Raw genomic sequence first — 17,175 nt, forward strand, 5'->3', positions numbered from 1 at the left:
TCACGCGGCGCGACGCCGCGCGGCGCTCGAAAAAGGCAAGTTTTCGGCCCGCGCGCCCCCGCGCCTGGACGCGAACGCCCGTGCTTCACGAATGCACGCGCTCGGCTGTCCCGGTCACGCGTCGCGCCGTCTCGCCGGTCGACCGCATGAACGGGCGCAGCGATCGAGCGCGCGGCCGCCGCACGGTTTCGGGAGTCTCCTGAGCTACCAATCTTGGATTCCACGCAGCGACGGAACGAGAGGTGTGGTGGATACTCTGGTTCATCCCTGGAATTCGGTCCGGAGAGCGCGCAGGGGAGAAGGTTCATGCTGGTCGATACGCTCGGAGGTCGGACGGTGCGGCGCAACGCAGAGGTACGAACACGCTCGAGCGCGCCGAACAGCCGCGCCAAGCTGGTGGTGGTCGTCGACGACGAGCCAAGCATCCAGGAGGTCGTGAGCATGATCCTGGAGAGCGAGGGCGGCTACGAGGTGCGCTGCGCCTCGAACGGCGAGGAGGCGCTCGCGCTCCTCGACCAGATCGCCCCGCCGGATCTGCTCGTCGTCGACATCATGATGCCGGTGATGGACGGCTGGGGCTTGCTCACGGCGCTCCGGCACAACGAGAAGACGGCGCGTATACCGGTTATTGTTTCATCCGCGTCTTCAAAACATGACGCGACGAGCCTCGGTGTCGCTCGAGTGCTCCCGAAGCCCATCGACTACGACGCGTTTCTGGCCGCGGTCGACGAGCTCACCCGCTGCCGCGAGCGTCAGGCCCTCGACGCCGAGTGACGCCGCCCTTCACCGCCACGGGCCCATGGACCTCCGGGGCCTCAAGGCGGTAGCTTCACTCAAGTGTTGTTAGAGACCCCGGGTGCCGGCCTCTTCGCCGGCTACACACCACTCCCCGGCGCCTACGACGAGCTGTTCGGTCCAGACGGCGCCCCTCGACCCGAGTTCCTGCGCACGGCGACGCTCCTCGGCGCGTTCGCGCCCGACGAGTTCGCGCGCGCGCAGCAGCTCGCGGAGCTCGCCCTGCTCAACCAGGGCGTCACGTTCTCGGTCTACGCGGATCAGCGCGGCGCGGAGAAGATCTTCCCGCTCTGCCTCATGCCCCGGATGCTCTCCGCCGCGGACTGGGCCCACATGGAGCGGGGCCTCGAGCAGCGGGTCCGCGCGCTCGGCCTGTTCCTCGACGACGTCTACGGCGAGCAGCGCATCCTCCAGGACGAGCGCGTCCCCCGGGATCTCGTGCTCGGCTCGGGCCAGTACCTGAAGCAGATCCACGGCCTGCGGCCCCCGGGCGGCGTGCGCATCCACATCGCGGGCGTCGACATCATCCGCGACCCGACCGGCACCTTCCGCGTGCTCGAGGACAACCTCCGCACGCCGTCCGGCGTCTCCTACGTCCTCGAGAACCGCCTCATCAGCAAGCGCGTGCTGCCGCACCTGCTCGACAAGGCGCGCGTCCAGCGCGTCGACCATTATCCTGCCCGGCTCGCCGAGACGCTGCGCTCGGTGTCGCCCGTGGCGCCGGGCGGCACGAGCGCCGTCGTGCTCACGCCGGGGCCGTACAACTCGGCGTATTTCGAGCACAGCTTCCTCGCGCGCACGATGGGGCTCGAGCTCGTGCAGGCCCCCGACCTCTTCGTCGATCAGGACCAGGTCTTCGTCCGGACGACGCGCGGCCCGCGCCGGGTCCACGTCATCTACCGCCGCATCGACGAGGCGTTCCTCGACCCCGAGGCCTTCCGGCCCGACAGCCTGCTCGGCGTGCGCGGCCTGATGCGCGCGTACGCCGCCGGCAACGTCGCGCTCGCGAACGCGCCTGGCAACGGCGTGGCCGACGACAAGGCCGTGTACCCGTTCGTGCCCGAGATGATCCGCTACTACCTCGGCGAGGAGCCGATCCTCGAGCAGGTCCCCACCTACCTCTGCATGCGCGACGACGACCGCCGCTACGTGCTCGAGCACCTCGAGGAGCTTGTCGTCAAGGCGGTGGACGAGGCCGGCGGCTACGGCATGCTCATGGGGCCGCAGTCGACCGCGGCGCAGCGCGAGGAGTTCCGCGCGCGCATCGAGGCGACGCCGCGCCGCTACATCGCGCAGCACCGGGTCGAGCTCTCGACGAGCCCCACGTGGGACCCCGCCGCCAGGACGGCTGTCCCGCGCCGGCTCGATCTCCGCCCCTACGTGCTCACCGGCCGCGACGGCTCGTGGGCGCTGCCCGGCGGGCTCACGCGCGTCGCGCTCGTGGCCGGCTCCTACGTCGTCAACTCCAGCCAGGGCGGGGGCTCGAAGGACACGTGGGTCCTCAAGGGCCCCCACGACGGCGCGCAGCGGGTCCCGTCGGTCGGCGCCGCGGACCCGGCCCCCGGGGCCGCGAGCCACGACCGCAACGACCGCAACGACGTGCCGAGCGCGCCACCCCCGTCTGAACCCCCGGAGGCGCTGTGATCTCCCGCGTCGCTGACCATTGCTTCTGGTTCGGCCGCTACCTCGAGCGGACCGAGAGCGTGGCCCGGATCCTCGCCGTCACGCAGAACCTCGCGCTCGACGCCGAGCTCTCGCCCACCCAGTGCTGGATGCCGGTCGTCATCGTGGCCGGGCAGAAGGAGCACTTCACCGCCCAGCACGGCGAGGAGGCCGCGGCCGACGGCGAGCTCGTGCAGCGCTACATGAGCGTCGACGAGGACAACCCGACGAGCCTCTGCCGGTCGAGCTCCGCGGCGCGCTGGAACGCGCGGTCGATCCGCGAGGTCGTCAGCCTCGAGGCGTGGGAGACCACCAACGAGCTCCACCTCTGGATCAACAGCGAGCAGGCGCGCGAGGAGTTCAGGTCGAGCCGCTACGCCTTCTACCGGCGCGTGCGGCAGCTCACGCAGCTCTGCCTCGGCGTCACGCAGAGCACGATGCTCCACGACACGCCGCTCGACTTCATCTGGCTCGGCGTGCTGCTCGAGCGCGTCGGGCAGACGGCGCGCACGCTCGACGTCCACCACCACGCCCTCACCCACCTGGAGCCGCCGCTCTCGGAGCGGGGCGGCCAGGCGCAGGGCGGCGGGGTGCGCCGGCGGCACCGGGTCGTCGAGACGGCGCTCTGGCTCTCGCTCCTCCGCGCCTGCTCGGGGTTCGAGCCGTTCATGAAGCTCAACCAGGGTCAGGTGACCCCGCAGGCGGTCGCACAGTTCCTCCTGTTCGAGCCGCGCTTCCCGCGCTCGATCCGGCACTGCGTGCACGCGGCGTTCACGCGGCTCTGCGAGATCCGCCCGCCGGAGAGCGCGACGCTCCCCGGGGGCGAGTGCCTGGAGCGGCTGCACCTGCTGCACCAGTGGGTCGCCGACAGGGCGGCCGAGCCGTTCGATTCCCTCTCGGTGCACGCCGCGCTCACGCACGTGGTCGACGAGACAGCGACGATCTGCGACGGTATTGGCCGCGAGCTGCTCGGTTACGGGCCGCCCGACAGCAATCCACCTGCGACGAGCCAGTAGCCGGACCCGCCAGATCCATCCATGCCGAACCTCCTCGCGATGTCGTTCGAGGGCGAGCTCGCCCCGTGCTTCGATCTCACCTGCCTGCGCCCCGGGGGCAGGCTGCCGGACGGCTGGGGCATCGGCTACTACCCGGGGGGGGAGCCGAGCGCCACGGTGCTCAAGGAGCCGGCGCCGCCGCAGGGGAGCATCCGCAGCGAGCTCGTGAAGGCGTGGGAGCACCTCGAGTCGTCGCTGCTCGTGCTGCACATCCGCACGGCGACGTGGGGGAGCATCAACGACGCGAACACGCAGCCGTTCAGCCGGAGCTGGGGCGGGCGCGACTGGCTGTTCGCGCACAGCGGCAGCCTGGTCGACCGGATCGAGGTCGACCCGAGGTCGCTCTTCCAGCCCGTGGGCTCGACGGACACGGAGCTCATCCTGTGCGAGCTCCTGCGCTGGATGGCGTCCGAGGGCCTCCGGAGCATCGGCGACATCGATCCGCGGGTGCTGCGCGACTGGTTCGACGAGATGAACGAGCACGGCCCGCTCACGTCGGTCCTGGCCGACGGCCGCGACCTGGTCGTCTACGCGGACCGGGATCGCGAGGGCGACGCGTTCCTCTGGGAGGTGCTGCCGCCCTACGAGCGCCTCGCGTTCGGGGACGACGACCTCGAGGTCGATCTCACCAAGCGGGGCGTCAAGAGCCGCAAGGGCGTCATCGTCTCGTCGGAGGAGCTCAAGGTCCACGCCGGCGCGCAGCCGGCGACGTGGACGCGCGTCCCGCCGGGCCACCTCGTGGTGCTGCGCCAGGGCGCGCTCCGGGCCACGGCGTCGCCGAGCACCGACCGGCGCAGGCCGTCGCCCTCGACGCCGCCTACGTCGTCGCGCCCGGTCCGCCGGCCGACGCACGCCTCGATCCGCCGCTTCAAGGTGGTGCACCGCACGGCGTACCACTACGCGACCGCGGTGGAGCGCAGCACGCACCTGCTGCGGCTGACGCCCGCGCACGACCGGCTGCAGACGCTGCTGCACAACGAGATCGACATCTCGGTCGAGGGCAAGCAGCGCGAGTACGACGACGTCTTCGGCAACCGCGCGCGGCGGGTGCTGCTCGACACGCCGTTCAAGGAGCTCGTCATCGAGTCGAGGTCGCAGGTGGAGCTGCTCGACACCGACCCGCTGAGCTTCCGCCCGCTGCGCGCCCGGTCGACGATCCCGCTCGTGTGGATGCCCTGGCAGCGCCAGATCCTGCAGCCGTTCCTCCTGCCGCCGGAGCTCGCGGAGAGCGAGCTCGCGGAGCTCAGCGAGTACGCGATGAGCTTCGTGGAGCGGAACGACTACGACCTGCTCGACACGCTGCTCGACCTGAACGCGTCGATCTTCCAGGAGTACGAGTACAAGCAGGGGGCGACCAACCTGTCCACGACGGCGTTCGACGTGTACGCGAACCGCCGCGGCGTGTGCCAGGACTTCACCAACCTGTTCATCTGCCTGACGCGGCTGCTCGGCGTGCCGTCACGCTACGTGTGCGGGTACATCTACACGGGGCCGAAGCACGAGAACCAGCGGCAGAGCGAGGCCTCGCACGCCTGGGTCCAGGTGTACCTGCCGGAGATCGGGTGGAAGGGCTTCGATCCGACGAACGGGATCCTGACGCAGACCGATCACATCCGCGTGGCGGTCGGCCGCAACTACGTGGACGCGACGCCGACCTCGGGCACCATCTTCGTGGGGGGCGGGGCAGAGCGCCTCGAGGTCGACGTGCGGGTCGAGCCGATCGACTGAGCGGGAGGGCCGCTCAGGGCCGCGTGGCGATCCAGTAGAGGAGCGCCGTGCGGCTGAGCCCGTTGTCGAGCTCGGTCAGCGCCTGCGCCTCCTCCCAGGCCGCCTCCTTGTCGACGACCGCGTGCGCCGCGGTCAGGAAGGCCTTCCAGGGCTCCTCCGCCGCCTGCTCGGCGGCGGCCGACATCGCCGGCCACGCGTCCTGGATCCACTCCTTGGAGAGCAGCGACTCCGAGATGGGCGTGATCGGGAGCATCTGGATGCCATAGATGTACTCGGGGTTCGGCCCGAACCAGGTCGAGAAATCGGCCTTGGTCGACCAGAGGACGCCGACAGCGCCGTTGTCCTTGAACGGCACATCATAGACGGTGCTGTCCGAGGTGATCTGCCAGTAGGTCTGCGCGGAGGCCGTCTCCACCGCGAGGAGCAGCCGGCCGATGTTCATCACGTCCTTGTCGCCGAGCGCGTCGCCGAGGAGCTGCAGGCTGTACCAGGCGTTGACGGCCTCGGACGTGGACTCCTGGTTGCGGCCGTCCGCGAACGGGAACAGCCCGGAAGCCCAGGAGTGGCCCCGGAAGAAGTCCATGTTGCGGAACGGCGTGAAGTGCTGGTCCTTCGTGCTCGGGTTCGCGATGTCGCGGACGAGCCACAGCACCTTGTCGGCGTAGTTGTCGCGCCAGTTCTCATCCCCCTTCGCCAGCACGGCCGCCGCGTAGAGGAAGTAGCCGTAGTGGAAGTGGTGATCGTTGTAATACGCCTGGCCGAAGTCGGCGGTCTCGTCCGCGATGCCCTTCGTCGTCACGATGCCGCCCCAGGTCGAGTCGTAGACGAAGGGGTTGTCGTTCTCGCCGTTGAGCCACGGGTTGATGAGCGACTTGAGCCGCGCCCTGAGCTCCTCGGCGAGGTCCGCCTTGCCGACCACCTCGGCGATCTGCGCGAGGCGCGCGAGCTTCGCGAGCTCCTTGCCCCCGAAGTAGGGGTCTGAACCGACGACATCCGCGTCGGGCGTGAACCCCCGCTCGTCCTCGAGCGCGTCGACGACGGCTTCGCCCCACTGGTCCGAGACGCGGCGCGGCGCGTCCCAGCCGATCGCGCTGAGCGGGTACACGAGCTCCCACTCCGCCCCGGAGATGGCCTTCATGTCGCCGATCACGGTCGGGTACGAGAGGTCCGCCGTCTGCGCCTTCTCGAGGCGCTCCAGGTGGTGCGGCAGGGCCATGGTGAGGAGATCGCCCTCGCCCTTCGTCTTCCAGACGAAGCGCAGCGAGGCGGTGTCCTCGATGATCGACGCCTTGATGTCGCCGCCGACCGGGATGACGCCGGCGTGCTCGTCGAGCACGGCCGCGGCGTTCGGCCCGGGCACGAGCGCGACGCGGAGCGACCCAACATAGGGCTCCGACGCGTTCATCACGATGGCGTCCCACTCGAGGGTGATGGCGGGAGACGCATAGAGGACCCACGTCTGGCCGTTGTTGAGCGAGATCTCGAATCGATCGCCCGTGACCTTGGTGGGGCTCGTGGAATCGCCGTTCACCGCGGTGAACGCCACGCCGTCGCCGGCGCGCACGGAGGGGGTGAGCCCGTCGTACATGGCCGTCACGTACGGCATCCCGTACACGATGGGCGCCGTCATGGAGCCGCCCTGCGCCGACCACTCGACGGTGACCGAGAGGAGGTCGGACGACCGGACGACGTGGCCCGTGACCGCCTGGCGCACGGTGAGCCCGAGCTGCGACGCGTCGGCCGACGTGACGGACGTGCTGTTCACCACGATGCCCGGCCGGGAGATCGACAGCCCCTGTCCGAGCGCCTTGAGGTCGTAGGGCGCGGCGTTGATCCGCTGGTCGCCGTCGCCGAGCGCGAAGTTCATCCAGGTGGCGTTCGTGGGGAGCGGGGTGTCCAGCTCGCTCAGGACGTCGCCCGGCTCGAGCGGGTGCGGCGCCTCCGTGAAGCCCGGCTCGACCCCCGACAGCGGCCTGTCGCGGTCGAGCTCCCAGACCTCGACCTCCTCGCCGCCGGCGCCGCCGGCGCCGTCGGCGCCGCCGCTCCCGCCGCCGCCGTCGTTGTTGGTCGCCGGGGGCGGCGGGGGGTCGTCCCCGCCGCAGGCGACGATCGCGCCGAGGCAACTCAGCAGGGTAAAGGTCCTTACCATCGGATGCTTTAGAATCATGATCTGGCTCCCTCGCTCCAGCGCTCATCGCTCCACCTGACGTGAGGCGAGTCGAGGGATGAGCCCTGGTGTCGTGGTAATTTCATCGATCTACAAGGAACGGTGCAAGATTCTTTCACGAAGCGCGGGGCCCGTCCAGCCCGGAGGACGCGCAGGCGGCCGCGCGGGATGCCCTCGCGACGGCCTCAATCAGGCGATCGCCGCGCTGGAGTCGTGAGTCGGCTGCGTGGTTGTCCGCCCGTCCGGGCGGCCGTTATCGGGGCTTCGTAACGGGCTTTGCCGGCGCCTTCACCGCGCCTCTCTTGGCAGGCGCCTTGGCCGCGGTCTTCGCCGCCGACGTCGACGCGCGCGGGGCCTCGGGCGCGCCGCCGCCGCGCACGAGCGCGAGCACCGCGTCCGCGTGGCCGTCGACCTTCACGCCGCTGAAGATGTGCTTCACGGTGCGGTCGGGGCCGATGATGAAGGTGCTCCGGATCGTGCCCATCACCTTCTTGCCGTACATCGTCTTCTCGCCGTAGGCGCCGTAAGCGTCGTGCGCGGTGAGATCCGGATCGCTGAGGAGCGTCACCCCGAGATCGTATTTGGCCCTGAACTTCCGGTGGCGCTCCACCGAGTCGCGCGAGACGCCGAGCACCACGGCGCCGGCCTCGGTGAACGCACGGAGGGCCTCGGAGAACGCCTGCGCCTCCCGCGTGCAGCCGGGCGTGTCGTCCTTTGGGTAGAAGTAAAGGACGACCGTCTTGCCCGGGAAATCGGCGAGGCTCACCGTCTTGCCGCTGTCGCTGTCGAGAGAGAAATCCGGGGCACGGTCGCCTGCATTCAACATCGCTCGCTCGCTCCTTGTCCGCCCGGAGGCGAGGAGGACTGACCCCCTCCCCCCGCGGGGCGAGCACGATACACGGGCCGTCGCCGGCGCACCACAAGGCGTCGGCCGGGCGCACAGGCCCGAGCCGGCGAGTCGACCGTCCCTCGGGCCCGGCAGGGCGGCGAGCGTTCAGGGCCAGCCCGGGTCCGGCTCGGGCGGGGCATGAATTCCGTCCCAAAGCGCCCGCACGGCGTGGGCGGGCCACGCGTCCGTGAGCCTCGGCCGCGCCGGGCCGCGGGCGCCGTCGCAGGGCGGCCGCGAGCCGTCGTGCGGGTGCCGCCGCGCCCACTCGTACATCGCGTCGCGCGTCGCGCGGTCGGCCATGGCCTCGTAGATCCGCATCCCGGCGCGGATGCGCCGCTCGAGGATCGCGAAGCCGCCGACCTGGATCGACGCCTGCGTGCACGGCAGCACGACCGGGGCCTCCTGCCCGAGCGCCTCGGCGAGCGCGACGAGCGCCCGCGCGATCGGGAACCGGGGGTGGTGCACGACGCGGCGCTCGATGAAGTTCTGCTCGTTGGTCACGAGGTCGCGCACGAGCGCGCGCTCGAGCGCGCGCTCGTGCGCGCGGTGCGGCTGGCCGGCCCGCCGCGCGCCCTCGTGCCGGGCCCACGCCTCGCGGACGAAGCGCGAGCACCGGCCGGGCGCGAGATCGGCGCTCCGGCCGAGCAGGTGGTGGAGCACATGATACCAGGCGTCGAAGAAGATGAGGTGATTGGCGCGCTCCAGGAAGAGGAAGAGCTCTCGCAGCGCGGGCGGGGCGATCGCGCCGTCGCCGCGGTCGAGGAGGACCGCGATGTCGGTCATCAGCGAGCCCGCGTTGCGCGACACGAGGTGCGCCATGAGCAGCCAGGGCAGATCCGGCGGATGGGCGCGGGTGAGCGCATACAGCTCGAGGTAGCTCTCCGTGCGGGTCACATTGTCGAGGTTCCGCTCGTCGAGCTCGGCGAGCAGCGCCGTGAGGCGCGCCACGTCGGCGCGGGCCGGCGCTTCCGAGCACACCGTCTCAGCCATGCCCGGCGGCTTTGCACGAGCCTGGCCATGGAGAATTCAAGGCTTTCCGGGTTCTCTCGGCGAGCCTGTGAAGCGGCGCGAGCTGTCGTGAACTGTGAGGGGCCGCGCAGGCGGAGGGGCGCCCTGGGCCGGCTTGCCCCCACCGGTCAACCGAGGTACCAAAGGCACATTCGTGAGACGCCCTCGACGGCGTCATCGAATGAGACGGCGCCGGCGCCGCTGGAGGAAATCATGACCCTACCTGTCCCCGTGTACATCGTCGCAGCGGCCCGGACGCCGATCGGCGCGTTCCAGGGCGCGCTCTCCCCCTTGCCCGCCCCGCGCCTGGGCGAGGTCGCCATCCGGGCGGCCCTCGAGCGGGCAAAGCTCTCTCCGGATGCGGTCGAGGAGGTCTTCCTCGGCAATGTCCTCTCCGCGGGCATCGGGCAGGCCCCTGCCCGGCAGGCCGCCATCTATGCCGGCATCCCGAGCAAGGTCCCGGCCACCACGGTGAGCAAGGTCTGCGGCTCGGGGCTCCAGGCTGTCATCTTCGGCGCCAAGACGGTGGCGCTCGGCGACGCGGACGTGGTCGTCGCCGGCGGCATGGAGTCGATGTCGAACGTGCCCTACTACCTGCCGCAGGCGCGCACCGGCTACCGCATGGGCGACGGCAAGCTCGTGGACGGCATGATCCATGACGGCCTCTGGGACCCGTACGGCAACTTCCACATGGGCACCGCGGGCGAGGCGTGCGCGAAGGAGCACGGCTTCTCGCGCGAGGCGCAGGACGAGTATGCGAAGGAGAGCTTCCGCCGGGCGCTCGCCGCGCAGCGCGAGGGGCTCTTCGCCGCGGAGATCGCGCCGGTCGCCGTACCGCAGCGGAAGGGCGACGCCGTGGTCGTGAAGGACGACGAGGGCCCGCCGGCCGGCAAGCCCGAGAAGTTCGCGTCGCTGAAGCCCGCGTTCCAGAAGGACGGGACGATCACCGCGGCCAACGCCTCGTCGATCAACGACGGCGCGAGCGCGCTCGTCCTGGCGAGCGAGCGGGCGGTCAAGGAGCACAAGCTGACGCCGCTCGCGCGGATCGTCGGCTACGGCGGCGCCGCGCAGGCGCCGGAGTGGTTCACGACGGCGCCGGCCGCGGCGATCGCGAACACCACGAAGAAGCTCGGGCTCAGCGCGGACCAGATCGACCTGTTCGAGGTGAACGAGGCGTTCGCGGTGGTGGCGCTCGCCGTGAACAAGCTCGCCGGGATCGACGCCCAGAAGGTGAACGTCCGCGGCGGCGCGGTCGCGCTCGGCCACCCGATCGGCGCGAGCGGCGCCCGCATCCTGACCACGCTGCTCTTCACGATGAAGGACCAGAACGCGAAGCGCGGCCTGGCGACGCTCTGCATCGGCGGCGGCGAGGCGCTGGCCGTCGTCGTCGAGCGGTGATCCGGCCGCGGCCCGTCGGTCCCGGCGCGCGCGGCGTTGAAACCTTCGCCGCGCGCACGCCGACCTTGCCCCCGGCCACGCACACGAACAGCTACGCGCTCGGCGGCCGCGAGGTGCTGCTCGTCGAGCCGGCCACGCCGTACGAGGACGAGCGCCGCGAGTGGCTCGCGTGGGCGCGCGGCTTCGCCGCCCAGGGGCGGACGATCGTGGCGATCGCGGTGACCCACCACCACGCCGACCACGTCGGGGGCGCGCGCTTCTTCGCGGCCGAGCTCGGCGTGCCGGTCTGGGCCCACGCCGAGGCGGCCCCGCGCCTCCCCGGCGTGCCGCTCGCGCGGCGCCTCGCGGACGGGGACGTCGTGCGGCTCGGCGGGCCGGAGCCGATGGAGATCCGCGTGCTCCACACGCCGGGGCACGCGCCCGACCACCTCTGCTTCCTCGACGAGGCGCAGGGCGTGCTGGTCTGCGGCGACATGGTGGCCGGCGTGGGGACCATCCTGATCGACCCCCGGGAGGGCGACATGGCGGTGTACCTGGCGCAGATCGAGCGGCTCGCGGCGCTCGGGGCGCGGATCGCGCTGCCGGCACACGGGGGGCCGATCGACGCGCCTGAGGCGCTGTTCCGGCGCTACATCGCGCACCGGCTCGGGCGCGAGCAGAAGGTGGCCGCGGCGCTCGACGGGGCCGGCGAGGGGGGCGCGACGCTCGACGGTCTCCTGCCGGTCGTGTACGCCGACACGGCGCCGGCGCTCTGGCCGATCGCGCGGCTCAGCCTGGAGGCGCACCTGATCAAGCTGGAGCGCGAGGGGCGAGCCCGGCGGGGCGACGACCTGTGGCGCCGGGCGTCGACGAACGACGCCTGACCTCGGACGCCGTCCGTGCTCATCGGGCCTGGCCGGCGTCGGCCGGCGTCGCCAGGAGCCGCCGCGGGGCTACAGGCCAGTATGATTCCCCGTGATCCAGACGGTCGCGTGGGAGCCGTCGGGCTGCGTGGCCCAGGTGCGGACGCGGTACTTGTTCGTGGCGACCTGCTGCGCGGTCCCGTAGTTCTCGTGGTAGTAGAGGAACACCGGAGTCGAGCAGTGCCCGCGGCCGGTGAGCGGGTTGTCCCACACCCACGCGCCCGCCTGCTCCTTGTACGTGAGCTGCACGAACTGGCTCGTGGCCGAGTCCCAGCGCTGCACGCGCGTCGCCATCTTGGTGTCCTCGCAGTCGCTGATCGCCTGCGACGCGTCGCTCCACGACGTGGAAGAGGAGCCCCAGAAGGACGGCTGCACGACGAAGCTGTACGTCTCCGGGGTCTGGTGCTGGTAATAGCTGGGCACGGGAAAATCCACGATCGTCGTCGCTCGATCCTGCCCGCTGGCCGGACAGATGCTGTCGATCCACTGGTAGGAGCGGACATACGTATCGCTTGCTCCGACCGCGGTGAGCTGCGCGCTGGTGAAGTTCGGGTTGGTCCCCGTGGCGCAGGGGTCCGGGTTTCCCCCGAGCGCCTCGGCGCTCTCCGCCGTGTCTTCATCGTCGAAGCTGCCGTCATCCGCCACAACGCAGCCCGTGACCATCGAGATGGTGATAAGAACGAGACCGACATGAACTGCAGCGATCTTCATGGTGCGACTCCCCTTGAGTTGCCGGCCTCTCTGGCCCGCGCCCGACCAGAGAGCAGGGAGCGTGCCCACGACGATCCGCTGCGCGCTCCGGGGCGTTCAACGCGCTCGCGGCGCAAGATCGCTACGCGCGCCATGGAGCCGACCGCCGCTTGTCCGGCGATGGAGGCGGCAGCCTCCTCCATCGGCAGCGCGACGGAGGCTCGCGCCTCCACCCCGGCGAGCTCGCTGGTCCCGTGTACGGCCCTGTGCGGTCACGCGTTCACGCGCGCGACGCGATTTCAACAGGTTGACGCCTCGACTACTCTCCAGGTCGAGGTGACCCATGGACGACCGGCGACTCTACTGGATCGCGCTGCTATCGCCTGCGCTCTCGGCTGCGGGCTGCGCCGCGGCGACGCCCGACGAAGGCCCGACCGCGACCGCGCGCGCGGCGCTCACCGTCATGGAGGATCAGCGGCTCGCCGAGCCCGCGCCGGAGGCGCTGCGCCTCTTCGGCTTCGCCGTCGCCGGGAGCGGGAGCACGGTGCTGATCGGGGCGCCGGGCGAGGCGGGCATGACCCGAGGTGCGGTGCACGTCTACACGGTGGCCGGAGGGGTCGCGACATTCGCCACCACGCTCGAGCCGGGTGACGGAGAGGACGGCATGCGGTTCGGCCGTCAGGTCGCCATCGACGGCGACACCGCCGTTGTCATGGCCGGCGCCGACTACGAGGCGAGCTCGATCGAGGAGCGCATCTATGTGTTCGGCCGGGGCGACGAGGGATGGTCCGAGCAGGCCCTGCTGACCATCCCGGAGGTGATCACGGGCGGCCTGTCGACGATGGCCGTGGACGTGGACGGCGACACGGTCGTGGCGAGCGATGTCTGCGAGGATGGCGATGTCGCCCTGGGCCGGGCGTTCGCGTTCACCAGGGCGGGCGGCGCGTGGTCGCCGCGCGTGGAGCTCGTGCCGCACGACAGCCCTCGCGGCCTCGGCTGGTCGGTCGCGCTCTCGGGCGACACCGCGATCCTGGGCGCGCCCCAGGACGACCCCGAGGGGCGCTACAGCGCCGGATCCGCCTATGTGTTCGTGCGCGAGGGCGGCGCGTGGACGCAGCAGGCGAAGCTCGTGCCGCCCGACAGCGGCGTGAACCTGGCATTCGGCACGTCGGTCTCCGTCGAGGGCGACACCGCGGCGATCGGGGCCAAGAGCGCCGTGTACATCTATGCGCGCCACGACGGCGTGTGGACCCAGCAAGCGAAGCTCACGCCCGCGCTGACCGGGTCCGCGGCGACCGGGGTGCAGCTCCTGCGCAACGCGGTGCTGGCCGGGTTCGTCGGCGTGAACGATCAGAAGGGCGTCGCCTCGGTTTTTCATGGCGGAGGAGCGACGTGGGTGGAAGCGCGCACGCTCGTTCCATCGGATGGCCATGCGTTTGATTTCTTCGGTCTGAGCACCGGTTATGCTGGAGGGAGCGCGATCGTCGGGGCGCCCTACCTGGGCGAGTCGCCCAGCCGCGCCGGCGCGGCGTATGTTTATGCGCTGCCGTCCCTCGATGGCGGGAGCTGCGCCGCGGATGAGGACTGCCTGAGCGGCACGTGCCTGGCGGGCGAGTGCGCCCCCGGCGGCGGCAGCGGGGCGGGCGCAGGCGGCGGTGGCAGCGGGGCGGGCGCAGGCGGCGGTGACAGCGCGACGGGCGCAGGTGGCAGCGGCGCAGGCGGCGGCGCCACGGGCAGCGGCGGCGACAGCACGGCGGGCGCAGGCGGCGGCGTCACGGGCAGCGGCGGCGACAGCACGGCGGGCGCAGGCGGCGGCGCCACGGGCAGCGGCGGCGACAGCACGGCGGGCGCAGGCGGCGGCGCCACGGGCAGCGGCGGCGACAGCACGGCGGGCGCAGGCGGCGCAGGCGGCGACAGCACGGCGGGCGCAGGCGGCGGCGACAGCGCAGGTGGCGGCGTCAGCGCAGGCGGCGGCGACAGCACGGCCGGCGCAGGTGGCGGCGGCGATAGCACGGCGAGCGCAGGCGGCGGCGCCACGGGCAGCGGCGGCGACAGCACGGCGGGCGCAGGCGGCGGGGGATGTCAGATGGGCAGCCCGGACCGGCCGGCGCAGCGCGCTCCGGCGATCGCGGTCGTCCTCTTCGCGCTCGCAGCCGTATCCGCGCGACGAACCAGGGGCTGGATAGCCTGGGTCCCCTCCTGATCGCTCCGAGCGACGGGGACATGGCGTCGGACAACGGCGGATGACGCGTGGCCGCGCGCGCTGGGGGCGCGCAGCCCGCCGCTCACATCCAGAGGCGCGCCACGACTCCGAACGTCCCGGGTCCCGGCACCCCGCCCTGGTTCCCGCCGCAAACAACGACCTTCTGGCCCGAGTAGATCGCGGCGCGGTGAATCCCGCCCTGATCGCCGACGTACAAGGGAACAACGCCGTCGGCACCGAAATTGGCATCGATCCTCCCGTCGCGCGTGTAGCGCGCGAGCACCGGCCCCGGCGAGGCGCCGCCGCCCGCGTTGCCCACCACGAGGATCCGGCTGTCGGGCAGCAAGACCATGTCTTCCGCGACGTCGTCACCGCTGGTGATCGGCGCCGTGACGACGCCGCCGGCGCCGAAGCTCGGATCGTCGGCGCCGTCTTCGAGGAGGCGGCGAACCTGGAAGTCGGCGTCGCCGTTCTGGTTCGACGCGCCGGCCACGAGGATGCGGCCGTCCGCGAGGAGGGCGACCGCCGCGGCCCGCTCGCTGCTCCCGGGCACGGCGATGACCCGCTGGCCGCCCGTCCCGAACGCCGTATCCGGTTGTCCGTCAGCGAGCAGGCGGGCGACGACGGCGTCGCTCTCGCCGCCCGATTCCACGTGGCCGGCCACGAGGATCCGACCCTCGCCGTCGACGGCCATGGCCTGCGCGACGAACGACGGGCTCAGGACCACATGGCCGCTCCCCGCGCCGAAGGAGCTGTCGGGAGCGCCGTCCGGGGAGGCGCGCGCCACGAGCGGCTCGCCGCTTCGATCGCCGACGACGAGGATCTTGTTGTTCGACAGCACGAGCCCGTCCGTGACCGTCTCGCTCCCGCCCGTGTCGATCAGCGCCTTGCCACCGCTGATGTTGCCGAACAGCGCATCGCCTGTCGCCCCGTTCGCCCCGAGGCGCACGAGCGCGATGTCGCGCGGCTCCGGGCTCTCGTGCCAGCCCATCGCGATGATCTTGCCGTCGAGCTGGTGCCCCACCGCGTGCGCCTCGGCTGTGGAGCTCGAGGAGCCGCCGAACCGCACCGACACGAGCTTTCCGTCGGAGAACGTGGGATCCATCGCTCCTTCGCCGGTCAGGCGCGCGACCTTCATGGAGGATCCGCCGAGCCCGCCGGCGCCCCACCCCGTGGCGAGGATCTTCCCGCTGACCACCTCGATGTCCGTCAGGGTGCCGCCGTCGTCGGCCCCGAAGCTGATGGCGGCCAGGCCTGTCGCCGCGGCGCCGAACGTATCGTCGAGGGCGCCGGGGCGGCCGGTGATCAGGGCGCCGGTCACGGAGGCGGTCCTCTCCCGGGCGCCGGAGGTGCCCGACAGGGTGAAGGAGACCGTGTTGCCGAGGGCCAGCGGCGCCTCCGCGCCGACCGTGACCTCGGCGCTGGTCTGCCCTGCCGGCACCGTCACGGCGTCGATCACCAGGCCTACGGCAGGGCTTACCGGCAGGACCGTCACATCGCCGCTGAAGCCGCCGATGCGCCGGATCTCGATCTCGAGAACGTTCTTCCCGCCGAGGGGGACCGTGATGTTGGGCGTGAGGATGGCCAGAGAGAAGTCAGGCACTCCCGTCTCGCCGCCCCCGGCGCCGTCCCCGCCGGCGCCACCCCCGCCGGAGCCGGGCGCGTCGGGGCGGCCGCCGGTCCCGGACGACGTCTCGGCATCGGACGGGCTCGCGTCCGCTTCGAGGTCCACATCGTGGATGCCCAGGATCTGCTGGCAGCTCACGGAAGCCAGCGGGAACAGCGATGTGAGGAGGAGCGGGAGCAAGCGGGCGAGGCGCTGGCGAGGAGTCATCACCGTCATCCTCGCATTGCCGCCCGAGGCGTCAACAAGGGCGGCGCGCAGGGCAGCGTAGTGGCCGGTTCAGGTCGAGCTCACAGGGGCAGCGTTGCGTCGGGCGGCGGCCTCGCGATGGGGCGCCGCGAGGGCGGCATGGCCCCGGGGTGGTTGACGAGGAGAATCAGCGCCGGCTACGCTGCCTCCCCTTGATGAACCGGGGAGGGACAGGCGGGGAACGCGGATGGATTGGCGAGCGGAACACCGGATCTTGACCGAGGCGGGAGTCACGGTTGCGCCCGGCTTGACGGAAGCCGAGCTCGGCCGAGCCGAGTCCGTCATCGGCGCCAGGTTTCCGCCTGATCTGCGCTCCTTCCTTTCGGAAGGGCTCCCTGTCGGCGGGCGCTTTCCCGACTGGCGGGCGCCAGACTCGACGGAGATTCGCCGGCAGCTCGACTGGCCCTTCGAAGGCCTGGCGTTCGATATCGAGCACAACGCGTTCTGGTTGGACGCATGGGGCGTTCGGCCCTCGGAGCTGCCGGAAGCGATACGGATCGCGCGGGCCATCGTCGCCGAGGCGCCCCGCCTGATTCCGATCGCGGGCCACCGCTACATTCCGGCGGAGCCAGATCTCGCCGGAAACCCCGTGTTTTCAGTCTATCAGACCGACATCATTTACTACGGCAGCAATCTCGCGACGTACCTGCGGCACGAATTCCATCGGACATCTCACATCGACGCCGTCCACGAAGAGATGCGCAGGATCCGGTTCTGGAGCGAGTTTGTGGATGCCAACGAATAGCGGACCGCCCCAAAGGCGCGCCATGGAGTGGGGCGTCGTGCGGCCCCTTCCGCCATGGCG

Annotated in this window: 13 protein-coding genes; 8 read left to right on the forward strand and 5 right to left on the reverse strand. The window is 71.5% G+C overall.

Features of this window, described 5'->3' with window-relative positions; all coding sequences use genetic code 11:
• Window positions 1-306: 306 nt before the first annotated feature.
• The 4 genes from WME96_RS36760 to WME96_RS36775 all read left to right on the forward strand — a co-directional run bounded on the left by WME96_RS36760 (window position 307) and on the right by WME96_RS36775 (window position 5,240).
• Window positions 307-774: a response regulator gene (locus WME96_RS36760; protein WP_433929372.1), complete on the forward strand. Its 468-nt coding sequence runs from the start codon at window positions 307-309 to the stop codon at window positions 772-774.
• 63 nt (window positions 775-837) lie between these two features.
• On the forward strand, window positions 838-2,439 hold the full coding sequence (locus WME96_RS36765; RefSeq protein WP_437286242.1) for a circularly permuted type 2 ATP-grasp protein: 1,602 nt from the start codon (window positions 838-840) through the stop codon (window positions 2,437-2,439).
• Window positions 2,436-3,473, forward strand: coding sequence for an alpha-E domain-containing protein (locus WME96_RS36770; protein ID WP_437286243.1), 1,038 nt, complete (start codon window positions 2,436-2,438; stop codon window positions 3,471-3,473). The genes WME96_RS36765 and WME96_RS36770 overlap by 4 nt, the downstream gene beginning before the upstream one ends.
• 21 nt (window positions 3,474-3,494) lie before the next feature.
• Window positions 3,495-5,240: a class II glutamine amidotransferase gene (locus WME96_RS36775; protein ID WP_437286244.1), complete on the forward strand. Its 1,746-nt coding sequence runs from the start codon at window positions 3,495-3,497 to the stop codon at window positions 5,238-5,240.
• A 13-nt stretch (window positions 5,241-5,253) separates the two neighbouring features.
• On the opposite strand, the gene WME96_RS36780 is transcribed toward WME96_RS36775, so the two are convergent.
• From WME96_RS36780 to WME96_RS36790, 3 genes are all read right to left on the reverse strand, one after another.
• Window positions 5,254-7,389, reverse strand: a complete 2,136-nt coding sequence (locus WME96_RS36780; RefSeq protein ID WP_437286245.1) for a glycosyl hydrolase — start codon at window positions 7,387-7,389, stop codon at window positions 5,254-5,256.
• 271 nt (window positions 7,390-7,660) lie between these two features.
• Window positions 7,661-8,233, reverse strand: a complete 573-nt coding sequence (locus WME96_RS36785; protein ID WP_433929378.1) for a peroxiredoxin — start codon at window positions 8,231-8,233, stop codon at window positions 7,661-7,663.
• Between the two features lie 168 nt (window positions 8,234-8,401).
• Entirely contained in the window at window positions 8,402-9,286 is an 885-nt protein-coding gene (locus tag WME96_RS36790; protein ID WP_437286246.1) for a DUF2515 family protein, read from the reverse strand.
• A gap of 231 nt (window positions 9,287-9,517) precedes the next feature.
• Here WME96_RS36790 and WME96_RS36795 point away from each other — a divergent pair, with 231 nt between their 5' ends.
• Window positions 9,518-10,702 (forward strand): thiolase family protein, encoded by a 1,185-nt coding sequence (locus WME96_RS36795; protein WP_433929382.1) that lies wholly within the window; start codon window positions 9,518-9,520, stop codon window positions 10,700-10,702.
• Window positions 10,703-10,767: 65 nt separating this feature from the next.
• The gene (locus WME96_RS36800) at window positions 10,768-11,565 is read left to right on the forward strand and encodes an MBL fold metallo-hydrolase (protein WP_437286247.1); all 798 of its coding nucleotides are present in this window, start codon (window positions 10,768-10,770) and stop codon (window positions 11,563-11,565) included.
• Window positions 11,566-11,634: 69 nt separating this feature from the next.
• On the opposite strand, the gene WME96_RS36805 is transcribed toward WME96_RS36800, so the two are convergent.
• A complete protein-coding gene (locus tag WME96_RS36805) occupies window positions 11,635-12,315 on the reverse strand; it encodes a hypothetical protein (protein WP_437286248.1) in 681 nt (226 codons plus the stop codon).
• A gap of 322 nt (window positions 12,316-12,637) precedes the next feature.
• Here WME96_RS36805 and WME96_RS36810 point away from each other — a divergent pair, with 322 nt between their 5' ends.
• The gene (locus WME96_RS36810) at window positions 12,638-14,497 is read left to right on the forward strand and encodes an FG-GAP repeat protein (RefSeq protein ID WP_437286249.1); all 1,860 of its coding nucleotides are present in this window, start codon (window positions 12,638-12,640) and stop codon (window positions 14,495-14,497) included.
• Window positions 14,498-14,579: 82 nt separating this feature from the next.
• Here WME96_RS36810 and WME96_RS36815 read toward each other — a convergent pair whose 3' ends face one another.
• Window positions 14,580-16,331, reverse strand: a complete 1,752-nt coding sequence (locus WME96_RS36815; RefSeq protein ID WP_437286250.1) for a hypothetical protein — start codon at window positions 16,329-16,331, stop codon at window positions 14,580-14,582.
• A 286-nt stretch (window positions 16,332-16,617) separates the two neighbouring features.
• On the opposite strand from WME96_RS36815, the gene WME96_RS36820 reads away from it, so the two are divergent.
• On the forward strand, window positions 16,618-17,115 hold the full coding sequence (locus WME96_RS36820; protein ID WP_437286251.1) for a hypothetical protein: 498 nt from the start codon (window positions 16,618-16,620) through the stop codon (window positions 17,113-17,115).
• The last annotated feature ends 60 nt before the right edge of the window (window positions 17,116-17,175 follow it).

The organism is Sorangium sp. So ce406 (assembly GCF_051474675.1).
Classification (GTDB): domain Bacteria; phylum Myxococcota_A; class Polyangia; order Polyangiales; family Polyangiaceae; genus Sorangium; species Sorangium cellulosum_G.